This is a genomic window from Dyella japonica (assembly GCF_040545895.1).
Taxonomy (GTDB): Bacteria; Pseudomonadota; Gammaproteobacteria; order Xanthomonadales; family Rhodanobacteraceae; genus Dyella; species Dyella japonica_D.
In genome coordinates this window covers 657,847-674,414 of record NZ_JBEPMU010000001.1, presented here as the reverse complement: position 1 = coordinate 674,414, position 16,568 = coordinate 657,847, and the positions used below count along the sequence as shown (strand labels likewise).

Here is a 16,568-nt window from a genome sequence, read left to right as displayed (position 1 = left end):
CATGGCGAGTCCTGCTGGCATTCTCGTCGTCGCGGCGCAGCGTGAGCTGCGTCGGTCCCTGTTCGACACGTTCGACCGTGACGGGCATTTCGTCGTCCATTCCGCGCGCGACGCCACGCACGCGGGCATCCTGCTGGAAGGCCGCCCGCCGCTGGCTTTGATCGTCATCGTGTTCGAAGGCGACGGCCGCGAAGGCATGGCGGGCATCGAGGTGCTGCGCGGCGTGCCGGCATGCATCGGCGCTCCCATTCTTGCAGTGCTTGACGACAACGCCGTGCTCAAGCCTAACGTGCTGCCCGCGGGCATTGCCGACTGGCTGTATGCCTCGCAGATCGAACACGAGCTGCTTTCGCGCTGGCAGCGCGTGCACCGCATGGCCGTGCGATCGGAGGGCCTGGAAGGCCAGGCGCCAACGAGTGGCGGCGACTACCGTTTTGCCTTCGACGAAGTAGATAGCGAGTGGTTGATCGTGGACCCGGCCCGCGGCCAGTTGGTCGATTACAGCCCCGCCGTAGCGCGCAACAGCGGTCTGGGTGATCACGAACTGCGCGGCCGTCCGATCAAGGACATCCTGGCTTTCACCGAATCGACCGTCGAACAGGTGATTGCCGAAGGTTCGCGCCAGTGGCACCCGGGACGCCGACGCTCGTCGCGCGGCGGTGACTCCGGCGAGGCGAGTGCGCGGGCGGTCAATCACGCCGGTCGCGATGCCGTGGCGCTGATGTTCCGCAGCGACCGGGCCAGTGCGCGCGCCGAAGTGGCGCTGGCGTTGCTGGCGCGCATGTTCGGTTCGGGTAGCGGCGACGAAGGCATCGCCGAGGCCGCGCGCCTGTTGTTCGAAGACATGGGCCTGGATTACGTCGCCGTGTGGTCGGCTCGTCCCGACGAGGGTGGCGCACCCGTGCAGCTCGTGCAGTACTGGCGCGGCGACGAGCAGCTTTGGCCGGGTCCGCATCTGCAAAGTTCGTTGCGTCTGGTGCTGTCGGGCCAGGCGATGCTGCATCAATCCGACGCGGGTCGGTTGGCGCCGATGGATCCCTTGCTGGCGCAGCTGGGCCTGGCGGGTTTCGCGGGATGGCCGTTGCAGGACGAGCGGCGCACCGTGTTGGGTGCCTTGCTGGTCGGCACCCGTCAACCGCTGCCGTCGCTCGCCATCGTGCAGCCGGTGCTGCGTTGTGCGGCGTCGCGCTTCGCGCACGCCATCGAGTTGCGGCACACGCGTGAGCAAGGCCGTGCCGAAGGTTTGCTCGACGCGCTTACCGGCTTGCCCAATCGACTGCTGTTCAACGACCGACTCGATACGGTCATTCGCGAAGCCAACCGCACCGGCGAATGCTTCGCGCTGCTGTTCGTCGACCTGGATCGCTTCAAGACCATCAATGACACGCTGGGCCATGCCGTGGGCGACCAGGTGTTGCTCACCACCACGCAGCGCCTGCGCGGCAGCGTGCGGGCCTCCGATACCGTGGCCCGTTATGCCGGCGACGAATTCGTAGTGATCCTGCGCCACATCGTGAAGAACGAAGACGTGCTGCGCATCGCCGAAAAGATCGTGCAGGTGATGGGCGCGCCGCTGCGCATCGACGACGGCACGGAGTTGCAGGTCACCGCATCCATCGGTGTGAGCTTCTTCCCCGATGACGCGCCCGACGCCGACACGCTGCTCAAGCACGCCGACGAGGCGATGTACGCCGCCAAGAGCCTGGGCCGCAACAACTACCAGATCTTCGAGGGCAGTGCCGAGCAGTCCCAGCAGCAGAACCTCGCGCTGAAGTCCGGCCTGCGCCACGCGGAGCACAAGGGCGAACTGCGCGTGTTCTATCAACCGCAGGTGGATGCCGTCACCGAAGACATCGTGGGCATGGAGGCGCTGGTTCGCTGGGAGCATCCCGAACTCGGCTTCATCGGCCCCGGCTTCTTCATTCCGCTGGCGGAGGAAACAGGCCTGATCGTTTCCATCGGCGAATGGGTGCTGCGCGCCGCTTGCCGGCATGCGCAGGAATGGGAGCGCCGTTTCGGCCTGGGCCTGCGGCTGGGCGTGAATCTCTCTGCGGTGCAGCTGATGCAGCCCAATCTGCTGGAGATTGTGTCCGCCGCGCTCGACGAGAGCGGGCTGGAGGCCAACCTGCTGGAAATGGAGATCACCGAAAGCATCAGCATCAAGGCGGCGCCCAACCTGGTGGAGAACCTGCAGGGCCTGCATCGACTGGGCGTGCGCATCGCCATCGACGACTTCGGCACCGGTGCTGCCTCGCTCGACTACCTGCGCAAGCTGCCGGCGGACCGCATCAAGATCGACCAGAGCTTCGTCAAGAATATCGGCGTGGACCCCGACGACGAGGCCATCGTGCGCGCCACCATCGAGATGGCCCATCGCCTCAAGCGTGGCGTGGTGGCCGAAGGCGTGGAGACGGAACAGCACATGGAGTTCCTGCGCGCCAACCACTGCGACGAGCTGCAGGGCTTCCTGTTCTGCCGCCCGCTGCCCCAGCCGGTGTTCGAAAAGCTGCTGCTGGAGCGCCAACGCCTGCTTGCCGGCATCAGCGACACGGCTGCGTGACTTGCATGGGCCGCGAAGGGCCCCATACTTCACGATAGGGCGCCTGAAGCGCCCGTGGGCCGCACTGCCGGGGCGGTGGTGGTCCTTTCGTCATGGCTGGTGCTCCGCTGGGGTGCCCATGCGTTTCCACCATCGGTGTCGCTACGTAGGCGCACTTGTCGTCCCGGGATGGGGGCATGCTGAACTAGAACGTACAGTTCTTGTCTGAGCAACTCGCATCCATTCAAAGGCATCCCAGGGCGCGTGGCAGCATCGACGAAGGAGATGGCCCGGATGGGCGAAAATGAACTGGACAGTGCGCTGGTCGAGCGCGTCCAACAGGGGGACAAACGGGCCTTCGATCTGCTGGTGCGCAAGTATCAGCACAAGGTCATAGGCCTGGTCACCCGCTATGTGAAGAACCACGCTGAATGTGAAGACGTGGCCCAGGAGGCTTTCATCCGTGCCTGGAGGGCCATTGGCTCCTTCCGTGGCGAGAGTGCTTTCTATACTTGGCTGTACAAGATTGCGGTGAACACGGCCAAGAATCACCTGGTGGCCATGGGCCGCCGTCCGCCTGCCGACGATATCGCCATCGACGATGCCGCCTTCGTGCCCGGCGCGGACCGCATGCACGAGAGCGCCACGCCCGAGCGCGAACTCATGCGACAGGAAATTGAACAAACCGTATTTTCCACTGTCCAAGCCCTGCCTGAGGAATTGCGGACCGCGATCACCCTGCGTGAAGTGGACGGCCTCAGCTACGAAGAAATCGCCGAGGCGATGGGCTGTCCGATCGGTACGGTACGTTCACGTATTTTTCGGGCGCGCGAAGCTATCGATGAAAAATTGCGGCCACTGCTCTCAGACCGCGAGGTCAAAAAACCATGACTGATCATCAACGCGAAAACCTCTCTGCCGGCATGGACGGCGAACTGTCGAAGGAAGAGCTGCGCTTTCTGTTGCGCCGCCTCGACCATGACGCTTCGCTCCAGCAGGACTGGTCGCGCTACCACGTGGTCCGTGACGGTCTGCGTCGCGAGCTCTCCCCGCTCGCTTCGGAAGGCTTCGCTTCCCGTGTCATGCAGGCCATCGAGCGCGAAGGCGCGTCGGTCCAGCAGGGCAAGCGCAGGCATTGGCTGCACTGGTCCGCGGGTGGCGCCATTGCCGCCGGCGTAGCGGTGGCGGCATTGATGGTGGCCCAGCCGGCCGGGCAGGGCGCTGATCGTCTCTCGGCGCAGGTGGCCACGCCGTCGGTGCCTGCGGCACAGAATGCCCTGGTCGCTCAGTCGGAAACGCCCGCCGTGGCGCCGCCGGGGCTCAATGTCTATTCCGAAGTACCGTACAAGATGAGCCAGCAGGCCTCGGCCACGCTGGAAGGCGATGGCGGCACGCCGTTGTATTCGCGCAACAGCCTTACCCCGTACCGGGTTGCGCGCTACCCCGTGGTCAGCAATGGCGATGGCCGGTATCTGCTGCTGATTCATCCGGACCAGCAGCCCGCGCAGGCCGCCGCCGGGCCGCAATGATCGAAGGCCGTGTGTCCGTTGCCGCGGCCTGATCGTTCCCTTTCAACCTCTCCATGCCTGTCTGAACTGCGGGCCGGCATGGTGTGCCTGAAACGCAGAAGGAGAAGTGCATGAATCGACTTGCCTTGCGTACGCTGTCGTGCGCCGTCGTGATGAGTTTGGCGCTGGCCGGTGGTGTGCAGGCCCAGAGTGCGGCGCCGACGTTGTCCGGCCTGCCCGACTTCACCGGCATCGTGCAGAAGAACGCCCCGGCCGTGGTGCATGTGGAGGCGAAGTACAGCGGCAAGAAGCAATCGAAAGCCCGTTCGGGCGCGCGCGGCATGCCCGATGCGCCGGACGATGATGACGATCCGCAGATGGAAATGTTCCGCCGCTTCTTCGGCATGCCGATGATGCCTTCGCCCGAGGAGCAGCAGCATACGTCGCTGGGTTCGGGGTTCATCATCTCTGCCGACGGCTATGTGCTTACCAACAATCATGTGGTGGACGGCGCCGATACGGTGACCGTGCGCCTGCAGGATCGCCGCGTGCTCACCGCGAAGGTGGTGGGCAGCGACCCGCAATACGACATCGCCTTGCTCAAGGTCGACGCCAAGGGCGGCTTGCCGGCCGTTTCCGTGGGCGACTCGCGCACGCTCAAGCCCGGGCAGTGGGTGCTGGCGATCGGTTCGCCGTTCGGCTTCGACTACACGGTGACGCAAGGCATCGTCAGTGCGGTGGGACGTAACCTGGGCAGCCAGGACCAGCCGTATACCTCCTTCATCCAGACGGACGTGCCGATCAATCGCGGCAATTCCGGCGGCCCGCTGTTCGACTTGCAGGGACGCGTGGTCGGCGTCAATTCGCAGATCTATTCCAACACCGGCGGTTACCAGGGCGTGGCGTTCTCCATCCCGATCGACGTGGCCATGAACGTGGTCAAGCAGATCAAGGAGAAGGGCTATGTCTCGCGCGGCCAGCTCGGCGTGATGGTGCAGCAGGTCAGCGACGACATGGTCAAGGCGTTGAAGCTGGACAATGCCAACGGCGCGGCCGTGACACAGGTGAACAAGGGCAGTGCCGCCGACAAGGCGGGCATTCGTCCGGGTGACGTGATCCTTGCGTACAACGGCCAGAGCATCAACCAGAGTGCGGATCTGCCGCCACTGGTCGGTCAGACGCCGCCGGGCACCAAGGCCACCATCGAGATCCTGCGCGACGGCAAGAAGGAAAGCGTGCCGGTCACCGTGGCCGAAATGCCTCGCGACAAGAATGCCGTGATGGCGTCGACCGATGCCGGGCAGCCTGCCGCCAAGGCCGGGGCCAGTGCGTTGGGCCTGTCCGTTCAGGACCTGGATGGCGATACGCGCCAGCAACTGGGCCTCAAGGCGGGCGAGGGCGTAGGCATCAGCAATATTTCCGGTTCGGTGGCGGCGCGAGCGGGATTGCAGCCGGGCGACGTGATCCTGATGGTCAACCAGAAAAAGGTCGGTAGCGCGGCCGCTTTCCATGAGGCCACGAAGGATGCGAAGCCGGGCGAGACGGTGCTGCTGCTGGTCCGCCATGGCGACCAGAGCGGTTTCATCGGGCTGACTGTGCCCGGTGGCAAGGACGACTGAGGCCACGGTTCGCGGCCCGATGGCAGTGCCGCGAACGGTGACTTCGTCGTATTCCGGCGTGGTATAGCCGGAATGACCGGGACGATGGGCGCTTGGGCCACCGTCGTCCCGGAGGCAGGGAGGGATCGCGCGACGCCCCGCAACGGGGCGTGCCGATCTCGCCAATCCCTTTGAGAATGCCGGCTTTTTGCGGTGCACGAAGCGGCATGGTTCCATGCGATAATGCTGGGTTCGTGTGACCATCCCGGTCATGCGCTGCCTGCGCGTACCGCAGATCAGTGAACGCCGCTAGCGTGCTCCATGGAACTGATTCGAAACTTCTCCATCATTGCCCATATCGATCACGGCAAGTCCACCTTGGCGGACCGCATCATCCAGATCTGCGGCGGCTTGACCGAACGCGAGATGGAAGCGCAGGTGCTCGACAACAATCCCATCGAGCGCGAGCGCGGCATCACCATCAAGGCGCAGTCGGTGTCGCTGCCGTACAAGGCGCGCGACGGCAAGACCTATCAGCTGAACTTCATCGACACGCCGGGCCACGTCGACTTCTCCTATGAAGTCAGCCGTTCGCTGGCCGCGTGCGAAGGCGCGTTGCTGGTGGTGGATGCGGCGCAGGGCGTCGAAGCGCAGTCCGTCGCCAACTGCTACACGGCGGTGGAGATGGGCCTGGAAGTGGTGCCGGTGCTCAACAAGATCGACCTGCCCACGGCCGATCCGGAAAAGGTCAAAGGCGAAATCGAGGCCGTCATCGGCATCGACGCCGATGACGCCGTTGCCGTGAGTGCGAAGACCGGCCAGAACGTGGTGGAAGTGCTCGAAGCCATCGTGGCGCGCATTCCTCCACCGAAGGTGGGCGACACCGATCGCCTGCAGGCGCTGATCATCGATTCGTGGTTCGACAACTACCTGGGCGTGGTGTCGCTGGTGCGCGTGGTGCAGGGCGAGATCAAGCCCGGCGACAAGCTGCTGGTGATGTCCACCGGCCGTGCGCACGAAGTGAGCGAAGTGGGCGTGTTCACGCCCAAGCGCAAGAAGCTGGCCAAGCTGTCGCCTGGCGAAGTGGGCTGGATCACGGCCTCGATCAAGGACGTGCACGGCGCGCCCGTGGGCGACACGCTCACGCTGGCGGCCAAGCCGGCCGAGAAGCCGCTGGCGGGTTTCCAGACCATGCAGCCGCGCGTGTTCGCGGGCCTGTTCCCGGTCTCGGCCGACGATTATCCGGCGTTGCGCGAGGCACTCGACAAGCTGCGCCTGAACGATGCGGCGCTGTTCTTCGAGCCCGAAAGCTCCGAGGCGATGGGTTTCGGTTTCCGCTGCGGCTTCCTCGGCATGCTGCACATGGAAATCGTGCAGGAGCGCCTGGAACGCGAATACGATCTGGACCTGATCACCACGGCACCCACGGTGGTGTACGAAGTGCTCAAGAGCGACGGTTCGATCCTGATGCTGGACAACCCGGCCAAGCTGCCGGCGCCGCATCTGATGACGGAAATCCGCGAGCCGATCATCGTCGCCAGCATCCTCACGCCGCCGGACTACATCGGCAACATCATCACGCTGTGCGAAGAGAAGCGCGGCGTGCAGCGCTCCATCCAGTACCTGGCCACGCAGGTGCAGATCACCTACGAAATGCCGCTGGCCGAAGTGGTGCTCGACTTCTTCGATCGCCTGAAGTCGGTGTCACGCGGTTATGCGTCGATGGACTATCACTTCGAGCGCTTCGAGGCAGGCCCGTTCGTGCGCGTGGACGTGCTGATCAATGGCGATCGCGTGGATGCGCTGAGCCTGATCGTGCATCGCGTCCACGCCGAGCGTCGCGGTCGCGACCTGGTGGAGCGCATGAAGGACCTGATTCCGCGCCAGCAGTTCGACGTGGCCATCCAGGCCGCCATCGGCGCGCAGATCGTCGCCCGTTCCACCGTGAAGGCCCTGCGAAAGAACGTGCTGGCCAAATGCTACGGCGGCGACGTGAGCCGAAAGAAGAAGCTGCTGGAGAAGCAGAAGGAAGGCAAGAAGCGCATGAAGCAGGTGGGACGCGTGGAAATCCCACAGGAAGCGTTCCTTGCCGTATTGAAGGTGGATAAGTAAAGCTGGGCCCGGAACATGGATGGCGATAGCGGCTTGCTGCCGCCTTGCCTGTCGATGATTCCTGCAACACCCTCGTTCCCATGCTCCCGAGGAGCTTTCAATGGATTTTGATTTTTCGGCGATTCTGCTTGGCCTGACCGTGCTGTTCGGTGTGGTGTGGGGCCTGGACCGCCTGTTGTTCTACAAGTCGCGCAAGGCCAAGGCCGAGGCGGCGGGCAAGGAGCTGCACGAGCCGGTGGCGGTGGACTGGGCCCGCTCCTTGTTCCCGGTGGTGCTGGTGGTGCTGGTGCTGCGCTCGTTCGTGGCCGAGCCGTTCCGCATTCCGTCGGGTTCGATGATGCCGACGCTGGACGTGGGCGACTTCATCCTGGTGAACAAGTTCTCCTACGGCCTGCGCATGCCGGCGTTCAACAACAAGTTCGTGAGCCTGGGCGAGCCCAAGCGCGGCGACGTGGTGGTGTTCCGTTTCCCGGGATACCTGTGCGAAGACGGCGGCAAGCTGGTGCGCAGCGGCGACCAGAGTTGCGCCGATCCGCACGCCCCGGTGCCCAGCCAGAACTGGATCAAGCGCGTCATCGGCGTACCCGGCGATCGCGTGGAAATGCATGGCGATCAGCTGATCGTGAACGGCGAGCCGGTGGCTGCCGATCTCATCGGGCCCTATGAAGGCGATCCCAAGCGCGCCGAGTCGCGCCTGATGCTGGAAATGGGCGCCACGGTGTGGAACGAGCACCTGCCCAACGGCGAGGGCGGCGTGGTCAATCACCTGACGGCCCGCATGCCCAACTACGCGGTGCCGCCGCCGCTTCCCAATCCGCACGTGCCGCTGGTGGTGCCGCAGGGCTGCTACCTGGCGATGGGCGACAACCGCTACAACAGCACCGACAGCCGTTGGTGGGGCTGCCTGCCGGAGCAGAACCTGGCCGGCAAGGCCTTCCTGATCTGGCTGAGCTGGACCGGCTCGGGCGTGGCCATCCATCGCATGGGCACGATCATTCACTAAAAGCGTGACGGGCATAGGCGTGCGCCCGGTGACGTTCACGACGGCTTGGCGCGACAATGTGCACGCCAGGCCGCATCCGGAGCGTCGTGGTGGCCCATGCCAGCAAACCGGGTTTCGCCGCAAGGCGGCATAGCGAGGGGACTATGAAATCGAAGCAAACAGGCATCACCCTGATCGGGTTTCTCATCATGCTGATGGTCGTGGGCTTTTTTGGCTTCATGGCGATGAAGCTGGTGCCGGCGTATACCGAATACATGGGCGTGACCAAGGCCATGAACCAGATGGCCACCGAGGGTGGCGGCAAGTCGGTGACGCAGGTCCGCAATGACCTGATCAAGAAGCTGGATTTCCAGTACGTAAGTGACGACACCATCACGCCCCAGGACATCACCATCAAGCGCAACGGCAATGCGGCCGAGCTCAGTGTGAGCTACGACAAGCGCATTCCCTTCATGTACAACATCGACTTCCTGCTGCACTTCGAAAAGAGCGTTGCGCTGCAGGGCAATGTCGACGGCTAAGCAAGGCCCGGAATTTGACCAAGCTCGCTTATTGTTTTCGTGATCCTGCCCTGGCGCAGCTGGCGCTAACTCACCGCAGCGCCGGACGGCCAAACAATGAGCGGCTGGAATTCCTTGGCGATGCGCTGCTCGGCGTGATGGTGGCCGAAGTGCTCTACGAGGCCCACCCCAATGCCAGCGAAGGCGAGCTGTCGCGCTTGAGGGCGCAGCTGGTGAACGGCCAGGCGCTGGCCGTCATCGCCCGGGAGCTGGAGCTGGGCGATGAACTCAAGCTGGGCTCGGGCGAGCTCAAGAGCGGCGGGTTCCGCCGCGATTCCATCCTCGCCGATGCCTTCGAGGCGCTGGTGGCGGCGGTCTACCTCGATGCAGGCTTCGAAGCCTGCCGTGGCGTGGTGCGCGCCCTGTTCGAACCGCTCGTGGCGGCCATTCCACGCTCATCCAAAGATGCCAAGACCCGCCTGCAGGAGCATTTGCAGGCGCGCGGCTGGCCCTTGCCGCAGTACGATCTGATCGACAGCCATGGCGAGGACCACGCCAAGACCTTCGACGTCTCCTGCGAAATTACCGAACCGGCCCCGATCCGGGCCGATGGTCGTGGCTCCAGCCGCCGCGCCGCCGAACAGGACGCCGCTGAAACCGTGCTGCGCCGATTGCAGGAACTGAACTCATGAACGATAACGACGAACTCGATCTCGGCACGCCGGCCGAACTTCCCCACGACGATTTCCGCTGCGGCACCGTCGCGCTCGCGGGGCGTCCCAACGTGGGCAAGTCCACCTTGCTCAACGCGCTGATCGGATTCCGGCTGTCCATCGTCAGCCCGCGCCCGCAGACCACGCGCCATCGCATCCTCGGCATCGCCACCAGCGAAGCTGGGCAGATCATGTACGTGGATACGCCGGGTCTGCATCGCGGCGCCAAGCGTGCGATGAATCGCAGCCTCAACCGTGCCGCGCGCTCGGCGATCAGCGAAGTGGATCTGGTCGTGCAGGTGATCGAGGCCGGACGCTGGACCGACGAAGACGAGGCGCTGTACGACGCGCTGGTCGAGCAAAAGGTGCCGCGCCTGCTGGTGATCAACAAGGTCGACCTGACCAAGGACAAGTCGACCATGTTGCCGTTCGTGGCCGAGCTGATGGCCCGCCACAGTTTCGATGACGTGTATTACGTCAGCGCCCTCAAGGAAAAAGGGCTGAAGGAACTGGAGAAGGGCATCCTCAAGCGTCTGCCGGTGCAGCCGCCGGTGTTCGGCGAGGATGAAGTCACCGACCGCAGCGAGCGTTTCCTCGCCGCTGAAATGGTGCGCGAGCAGCTGATGCTGCGACTCGACCAGGAACTCCCGTATGCCACCACCGTGGAGATCGAGCAGTTCAGCGATCGTCCGGACGGCGTTGCCGAAATTCATGCGGTGATCTGGGTGGAGCGCGATGGCCAGAAGGCCATCGTGATCGGCAACGGCGGTGCGCAGCTCAAGGCCATCGGCACGTCGGCACGCCGCCACATGGAACGCACCTTCGAGCGCAAGGTGTTCCTGCGTCTCTGGGTGAAGGTGCGTGAGGGCTGGGTCGACGACGAGACCATGCTCAAGAAGTTCGGGTACACCGATTGACATCGCCGCGCGCGCTGATCGCCGGCGCGCGAGTCGCCAGGTGACGTTCGCGGCGGCGAGGGAAGCATTGCCGTCACGCGTTGCTTCCAGCCTGTAACCTTCACCTTCATGCGCATCGAACAGCAGCCGGCTTATGTGCTTCATTCGCGGCCCTATCGGGAGACCTCGCTGCTGCTCGAATGTCTGACCCGTGACCATGGGCGCCTGGGTGTGGTCGCCCGCGGTGTCCGGCGTGAGCGCGCGCGGGTGCAGCGCGCGCAGTTGGAACCCTTCCAGGCGTTGTCGCTCGATCTCTTGCTGCGCGGCGAACTGGCCACGTTGCAATCGGCGGAGAACGTGGCGCCGCCCTTGCGCCTGACCGGCGATGCCGGCCTTGCCGGGCTCTATCTCAATGAGCTGTCGGTGCGCCTTACCGGTCGGCAGGATCCCTTGCCCGAGCTGTTCGATGCCTATGCGCGCACACTGCCTCGACTGGCGGCCAGCGAGCCACTGGCGTGGAGTCTGCGACGCTTCGAGCGCGATCTGCTCGAAGCCGTGGGCTATGGCCTCCAGCTCGAATTCGAGGCGGAATCGGGCGAGCCGGTGGAGCCGGCCCAGCTCTATCGCTATGCGGTGGAGCAGGGGCCTTCGCCCTGCCGTCCCGGAACGGCGCACGCGTTGCGCGGTGCCGACCTGCTCGCGTTCTCCGAAGATGTGATGCCTGATGCGGCAGGCCTGTCGGCGCTGCGCGTGATGATGCGCGAGGTAATCCGCTTCCACCTCGGAGGCGGCGAACTGCGCGCCTGGCACGTGCTGGGCGCCGCCATGTCGCGCCGCTGAGGTCAGGCCTCGGCTTCGTGCCCGAGCGCCTCGATGGTGGCGAGCAGGGCGCGTCGGAAGCGCGACAGCGGAGCCAATGAACCGGAATGCCCCAGCTTCAGGTGACGCTGCAGCACCGTTGCTTGCACGCCCAGCGCCGCCGCGCCGCAAAAGCCGCAGGACGAGCGAAGCCGATGCAGGCGTTCGGCCAGCCCCTGGGTGTCGTCCAGCAGTTCATCGAGATCCTGATAGAGCGTCGCCAGTTCCGTGCGCAGCAGGGTTCGCATGGCTTTCACGACGTCCGCGTCGCCCATGGTCGCCAGTGCCTGGGCATCGTCCAGCAAGGGGGCGGCGGTCGCGCCCGCCTGGACCAGCGCAAGAATGCGGCGCAGGTCGGCCAGGTTGCAGGGCTTTTGCAGCACTTCGCTGAATTCGGCCGCGAGCAGGCGTTGGCGCTCCACCACATCCATCTCGGCGCTGGTGGCCACCGCGGTGCAGTCGGTCGAACGAGCGCCCGGATCGCTGCGCAAGGCCGTCAACACGGCCTCCGCGCCCGCACCGGGCATGCGGCAGTCCAGCAGGAGCAGATCAAAGGCCTCGTGGCGGGCCATCGCGATGGCCGAAGGGCCGTCATGACAGGCCTGGGCGTCCAGACCCAGGCTGCGCAAGGCTTCCACCAGGAAAAGGCGGCTGCTCGGGTCATCGTCGGCGACGAGGGCGCGAACGCCATCGGGCGCTCCCCGTTGGCTTGAAGGGTCGCTGGAAAGCGTGTGTTGCATGACTAGTCCGTGTCGTTCAGCTGATTTTGGCAGAATGGCGCGTCATGCGTGCCACATCAAGCCATCTCTTTCTCGGTCTTTGCCTCCTGCTATGGGCGAGCTTGGCGCTGCCGGCGCGCGCCGATGTGGCGTTGGGTGCCAAGGTGGTCAGCGTGCCCGGCCTGAAGATGCAGGGCGTCCAGTCCCAGATTGGCGAAGACGGACAGGGCGGCCTCAAGCTCAGCCTGCGTGCCGCCAAGGCCGACGTACCTGCCATCGGATGGAAGCGCGTCGGCGTGGACCTGCAGGGCGTCCTGCAACGCGACACGCACATGCGTTGGTTGTTCGACGGCACCGCGCAGCTGGCGGGCGCCCCCGGTGGCGCGCTCGGCAACGCGAAGGTCTCCATGGTCATCGACGAGGCGGCCAATACGCTGGAGATCGACCTGACGCAGGGCGCGATCCAGGCCAGCACCGCCTTGCCGCTGGATCAGCCCACGCACGCGCAGATCAGCCTCAAGGGTGTGCCGCTCGCGTGGCTGCAAGGCTTGTTGAGCACGGTGTGGTCCGGACGCGCGACCGGCGGCAAGCTCGACGCTGACATGGCGCTCGACTTGCAGGACAAGGGCCTGCAGGCATCGGGGCAATTTGCCCTGAACGGCGGTGGCTTCGACACGCCCGGCGGCGCGCTCGCCGGTCAGGCGGTCAATGGCAACGGTCGGGTCAACATCGACACCACCAGTGGACCGTCGCGCATCGATCTGGACGCGAGCCTGCGAGGCGGCGAAGTGCTGCTCGGTCCGATCTTTGCGCGTCTGCCCGATCATCCTGTGCAATTGAGCCTGTCGGCCGCCACGCGCAATGGCGCCGTGGAGTTCAGCCGCCTGCGCGTCGCGGATGCGGATGCGCTGCAGCTGGAAGGTGCGATGGCCTTCAACGCCAAGGGCGATCTGCAGCAGCTGAAGCTCGATCGCCTGCAGTCGCGTTTCCCGGCGGCTTACCAGCGTTACGGCCAGGCATGGCTGGCCACCCTGGGCTTGCGCGACATGCGCATCGAAGGCCAGCTCAGCGGCAACCTGGACCTGGGTGCCGACGGCTTGCGCAGTTTCGCCTTCGACACCGATGGTCTCGATGCCGCCGATGCCGAGGGGCGTCTTGCCGTGAAAGGATTGCGCGGCGGCCTCGACTGGAACGCGAACACCGACCGGCCGGCCACCACGCTGGGATGGCAGGCCTTGCAGGTGTATCGCATGCCCAACGGTGCCGCGCAGATGCGCTGGCAGAGTCGTGGCGGCGCCTTGAGCCTGCAGCACGCGGTGGATGTTCCGCTGCTCAACGGCCGTGTGCGCGTGGGCGATCTGGCGTGGCGTCCCGCCGCGTCCAAGGGGCGTCGTCTCGAAACCTCGCTGGCTTTCGCCGGCATCGACATGGCGGCGTTCTCGCGCGCCATGGGGTGGCCCGAATTTCCGGGCACGCTCGGCGGCGCCATTCCCGCCTTGCGCTGGGTGGACGACCGCTTCGAACTCGAAGGCGGTCTTTCGGTGAATGTGTTCGACGGCTTCGTCGACATCACCCAGTTGAGCCTGCAGGGTCCGTTCGGGCCGAGCCCCGTGCTGACGGGCGACGTGCAGCTGCGTCAACTGGATCTCGCCGCGATGACCAGCGTGTTCGACTTCGGCAGCATCACCGGCCGCATGGACGGTTCCGTCGACGATTTGCGCCTGGTGAACTGGAATCCCGTGGCATTCAAGGCCAGCCTGCTTGCCGGCGGCGGTGGACGCATCAGCCAGCGCGCCGTGAACAATCTCACCGCCGTTGGTGGCGGCGGCATGGCAGCCGGCTTGCAGGGCGCCGTGCTCAAGTTGTTCAAGACCTTCGGTTACAAGCGCATCGGCCTCAACTGCACGCTGCAGGCGTCCGTGTGCCACATGGGTGGCCTCGACAACGACGCCGATGGCTACACTATCGTCGAAGGCAGCGGCTTGCCGCGCCTGCAGGTAATCGGCCATCAGACGCAAGTGGACTGGCCGACCCTGCTTCGCCGATTGAAGGTCGCCATCGAAGGCAATGGACCGGAAGTCCACTAGCAATACCCCATCCCCGAAGGAGTCGAACATGCGCAAGCTCGTCTATGGATTGCTGACCACGCTGCTGGTCGCGCTGGTGGGGTGCGTCACCATCAATGTCTATTTCCCCGAGGCCGCGGCGCAGAAGGCGGCTGACCAGTTCATCGGTACCGTGCTCGACAACTCGGCGCCCGCGCAGCCGGCCAAGAGCGATCAACCCGCGCCGCCGCCGAAGAAGGGCAGCCAGCCCTCGGCGATGCTGCTGGACCTGTTGATTCCCGCGGCCTATGCAGCCGATACGCCGAACCTGCGCATCCAGACCGCAACCACGGAGGCCATCCATGGCCGCATGCAGGCCCGCTTCCGCGACACGCTTACGCCACTCTTCAACAGCGGCGCGGTAGGTTTCACGCAGGACGGCCTCGTGGCCGTACGCGACGCGGGCAAGGTGCCGCTGGACCAGCGCGCGGGCGTGAGTGCCGCCGTGGCCGACGAGAACCGGGATCGCAATGCGCTGTACCGCGAGGTGGCCAATGCCAACAATCACCCGGAGTGGGAAGCGCAGATTCGCGCCACCTTCGCCAAGGGCTGGATCGAGCGGGCGCGGCCAGGCTGGTATTATCAGGACCCCTCGGGCGCCTGGAAGCAGAAATAGCCTCCTCGCCCTTTTAGCCCGATAACCGCGCCCGGGTCTAGCTGATCCGGGCGTGCGCGTTTTGGAAGACAGTTCCCACGATGAAAGAATTCGAAGCCACCATCACCGACCTCAGCCACGACGGCAAGGGCGTCACCCGCATCGACGGCAAGGCCGTGTTCGTCAGCGGCGCGCTGCTGGGCGAAGAGGTCAAGCTGCGCATCCGCAAGCGTCATCGTCACTACGACGAGGCGGAGGTGGTGGAGCTGCTTACGCGCTCGCCGCATCGCGTGGAGCCGCGTTGCCGTCACTTTGGCCAGTGCGGTGGCTGCTCGCTGCAGCATCTGGATGCGGTCTCGCAAATCGAAGTGAAGCAACGCGTGCTGAAGGACAACTTCGAGCGCATCGGCAAAGTGATGCCGGATACCTGGCTGCCGCCGTTGACCGACGAGCCGTGGGGTTATCGTCGCAAGGGTCGCCTGTCGGTGCGCTCGGTGGCGAAGAAGGGGCGCGTGCTGGTGGGCTTCCGTGAGGAAAGCAATCCGCGTTTCGTGGCGGACATCACGCAGTGCGAAGTCGTGCATCCGTCGCTGGGCCCGAAGATTGGCCTGCTCGCCGAACTGGTCAGCGGCATGGACGCGGCGGCGGATATTCCGCAGATCGAGTTTGCCGCCGGCGACGACGTGGTGGCCTTGGTGTTCCGTCACATGGTGCCGCTGAGCGAGCGCGACCAGGCGGCCTTGATCGCCTTCGGCAAGCAGCATGGTTTCGCCATCTACCTGCAACCCGGTGGCGTCACCAGCGTGCATCCGCTGTGGCCCGAGGCGCCGCGCCTTGCGTTCAACATTCCCAGTGGCGATGCCGCGTTTGCGGACGTGGAACTGGAATTCCGCCCGCTCGATTTCGTGCAGGTCAATGCCGGCATGAACCGCCGCATGATGGCGCGCGCCATGGAACTGCTCGACCCGCAGCCGACCGATCGCGTGCTCGATCTGTTCTGCGGTCTCGGCAACTTCACGCTGCCCATCGGTCGACGCGTGGCCGAAGTGGTGGGCGTGGAAGGCGAGCATGGCCTGGTGGAGCGTGCGGCAGAAAACGCGGCGCGCAATGGCATCACCCACGCACGCTTCGAAGTGGCCAACCTGTTCGAGGACCAGCGCCACGCGCACTGGGCCAAGCAATCGTGGGACAAGCTGCTGCTCGATCCACCGCGTGCGGGCGCGGACAAGGTGCTCGAATACCTGCCGCACAAGGAAACCCAGCGCATTGTCTACGTGTCCTGTCACCCGGGATCGTTGGCACGCGACGCCGGCATCCTCGTGCAGAAGCACGGGTTTCGCTTGAGCGCAGCGGGCGTGATGGATATGTTCCCCCATACCGCGCACGTGGAGTCCATCGCACTGTTCGAGCGCTGAGCCATCG

Annotated in this window: 14 protein-coding genes; 13 read left to right on the top strand and 1 reads right to left on the bottom strand. The window is 65.1% G+C overall.

Going from position 1 to position 16,568, the window contains the following annotated elements; all coding sequences use genetic code 11:
• Window position 1: 1 nt before the first annotated feature.
• The 10 genes from ABIC75_RS02835 to recO all read left to right on the top strand — a co-directional run bounded on the left by ABIC75_RS02835 (window position 2) and on the right by recO (window position 11,709).
• On the top strand, window positions 2–2,560 hold the full coding sequence (locus ABIC75_RS02835; protein ID WP_354012349.1) for a putative bifunctional diguanylate cyclase/phosphodiesterase: 2,559 nt from the start codon (window positions 2–4) through the stop codon (window positions 2,558–2,560).
• Window positions 2,561–2,833: 273 nt separating this feature from the next.
• Window positions 2,834–3,430 (top strand): RNA polymerase sigma factor RpoE, encoded by a 597-nt coding sequence (gene rpoE, locus ABIC75_RS02830; RefSeq protein WP_354012348.1) that lies wholly within the window; start codon window positions 2,834–2,836, stop codon window positions 3,428–3,430.
• On the top strand, window positions 3,427–4,068 hold the full coding sequence (locus tag ABIC75_RS02825; RefSeq protein ID WP_354012347.1) for a sigma-E factor negative regulatory protein: 642 nt from the start codon (window positions 3,427–3,429) through the stop codon (window positions 4,066–4,068). Before rpoE ends, ABIC75_RS02825 begins: the two co-directional genes overlap by 4 nt.
• Window positions 4,069–4,178: 110 nt before the next feature.
• Window positions 4,179–5,666 carry a DegQ family serine endoprotease gene (locus ABIC75_RS02820; protein ID WP_354012346.1) on the top strand — a complete coding sequence of 496 codons (1,488 nt, stop codon included), beginning with the start codon at window positions 4,179–4,181 and terminating at the stop codon, window positions 5,664–5,666.
• A 300-nt stretch (window positions 5,667–5,966) separates the two neighbouring features.
• Entirely contained in the window at window positions 5,967–7,757 is a 1,791-nt protein-coding gene (lepA, locus tag ABIC75_RS02815; RefSeq protein WP_354012345.1) for a translation elongation factor 4, read from the top strand.
• Window positions 7,758–7,857: 100 nt separating this feature from the next.
• Window positions 7,858–8,760 (top strand): signal peptidase I, encoded by a 903-nt coding sequence (lepB, locus tag ABIC75_RS02810; protein WP_354012344.1) that lies wholly within the window; start codon window positions 7,858–7,860, stop codon window positions 8,758–8,760.
• Window positions 8,761–8,903: 143 nt separating this feature from the next.
• A complete protein-coding gene (locus ABIC75_RS02805) occupies window positions 8,904–9,281 on the top strand; it encodes a DUF4845 domain-containing protein (protein ID WP_354012343.1) in 378 nt (125 codons plus the stop codon).
• Window positions 9,282–9,295: 14 nt separating this feature from the next.
• Window positions 9,296–9,952, top strand: a complete 657-nt coding sequence (rnc, locus tag ABIC75_RS02800; RefSeq protein WP_354012342.1) for a ribonuclease III — start codon at window positions 9,296–9,298, stop codon at window positions 9,950–9,952.
• Window positions 9,949–10,890, top strand: coding sequence for a GTPase Era (gene era, locus ABIC75_RS02795; protein ID WP_354012341.1), 942 nt, complete (start codon window positions 9,949–9,951; stop codon window positions 10,888–10,890). The genes rnc and era overlap by 4 nt, the downstream gene beginning before the upstream one ends.
• 108 nt (window positions 10,891–10,998) lie before the next feature.
• Window positions 10,999–11,709: a DNA repair protein RecO gene (gene recO / locus ABIC75_RS02790; RefSeq protein ID WP_354012340.1), complete on the top strand. Its 711-nt coding sequence runs from the start codon at window positions 10,999–11,001 to the stop codon at window positions 11,707–11,709.
• Window positions 11,710–11,711: 2 nt separating this feature from the next.
• Here recO and ABIC75_RS02785 read toward each other — a convergent pair whose 3' ends face one another.
• Window positions 11,712–12,365, bottom strand: a complete 654-nt coding sequence (locus ABIC75_RS02785; RefSeq protein WP_436407881.1) for a response regulator — start codon at window positions 12,363–12,365, stop codon at window positions 11,712–11,714.
• A gap of 146 nt (window positions 12,366–12,511) precedes the next feature.
• Here ABIC75_RS02785 and ABIC75_RS02780 point away from each other — a divergent pair, with 146 nt between their 5' ends.
• The 3 genes from ABIC75_RS02780 (at window position 12,512) to rlmD (ending at window position 16,561) form a co-directional block, all read left to right on the top strand.
• On the top strand, window positions 12,512–14,533 hold the full coding sequence (locus tag ABIC75_RS02780) for a hypothetical protein (protein WP_354012338.1): 2,022 nt from the start codon (window positions 12,512–12,514) through the stop codon (window positions 14,531–14,533).
• Window positions 14,534–14,561: 28 nt separating this feature from the next.
• The gene (locus ABIC75_RS02775) at window positions 14,562–15,167 is read left to right on the top strand and encodes a YdbL family protein (protein ID WP_354012337.1); all 606 of its coding nucleotides are present in this window, start codon (window positions 14,562–14,564) and stop codon (window positions 15,165–15,167) included.
• A gap of 80 nt (window positions 15,168–15,247) precedes the next feature.
• Window positions 15,248–16,561, top strand: a complete 1,314-nt coding sequence (gene rlmD, locus ABIC75_RS02770; protein WP_354012336.1) for a 23S rRNA (uracil(1939)-C(5))-methyltransferase RlmD — start codon at window positions 15,248–15,250, stop codon at window positions 16,559–16,561.
• The last annotated feature ends 7 nt before the right edge of the window (window positions 16,562–16,568 follow it).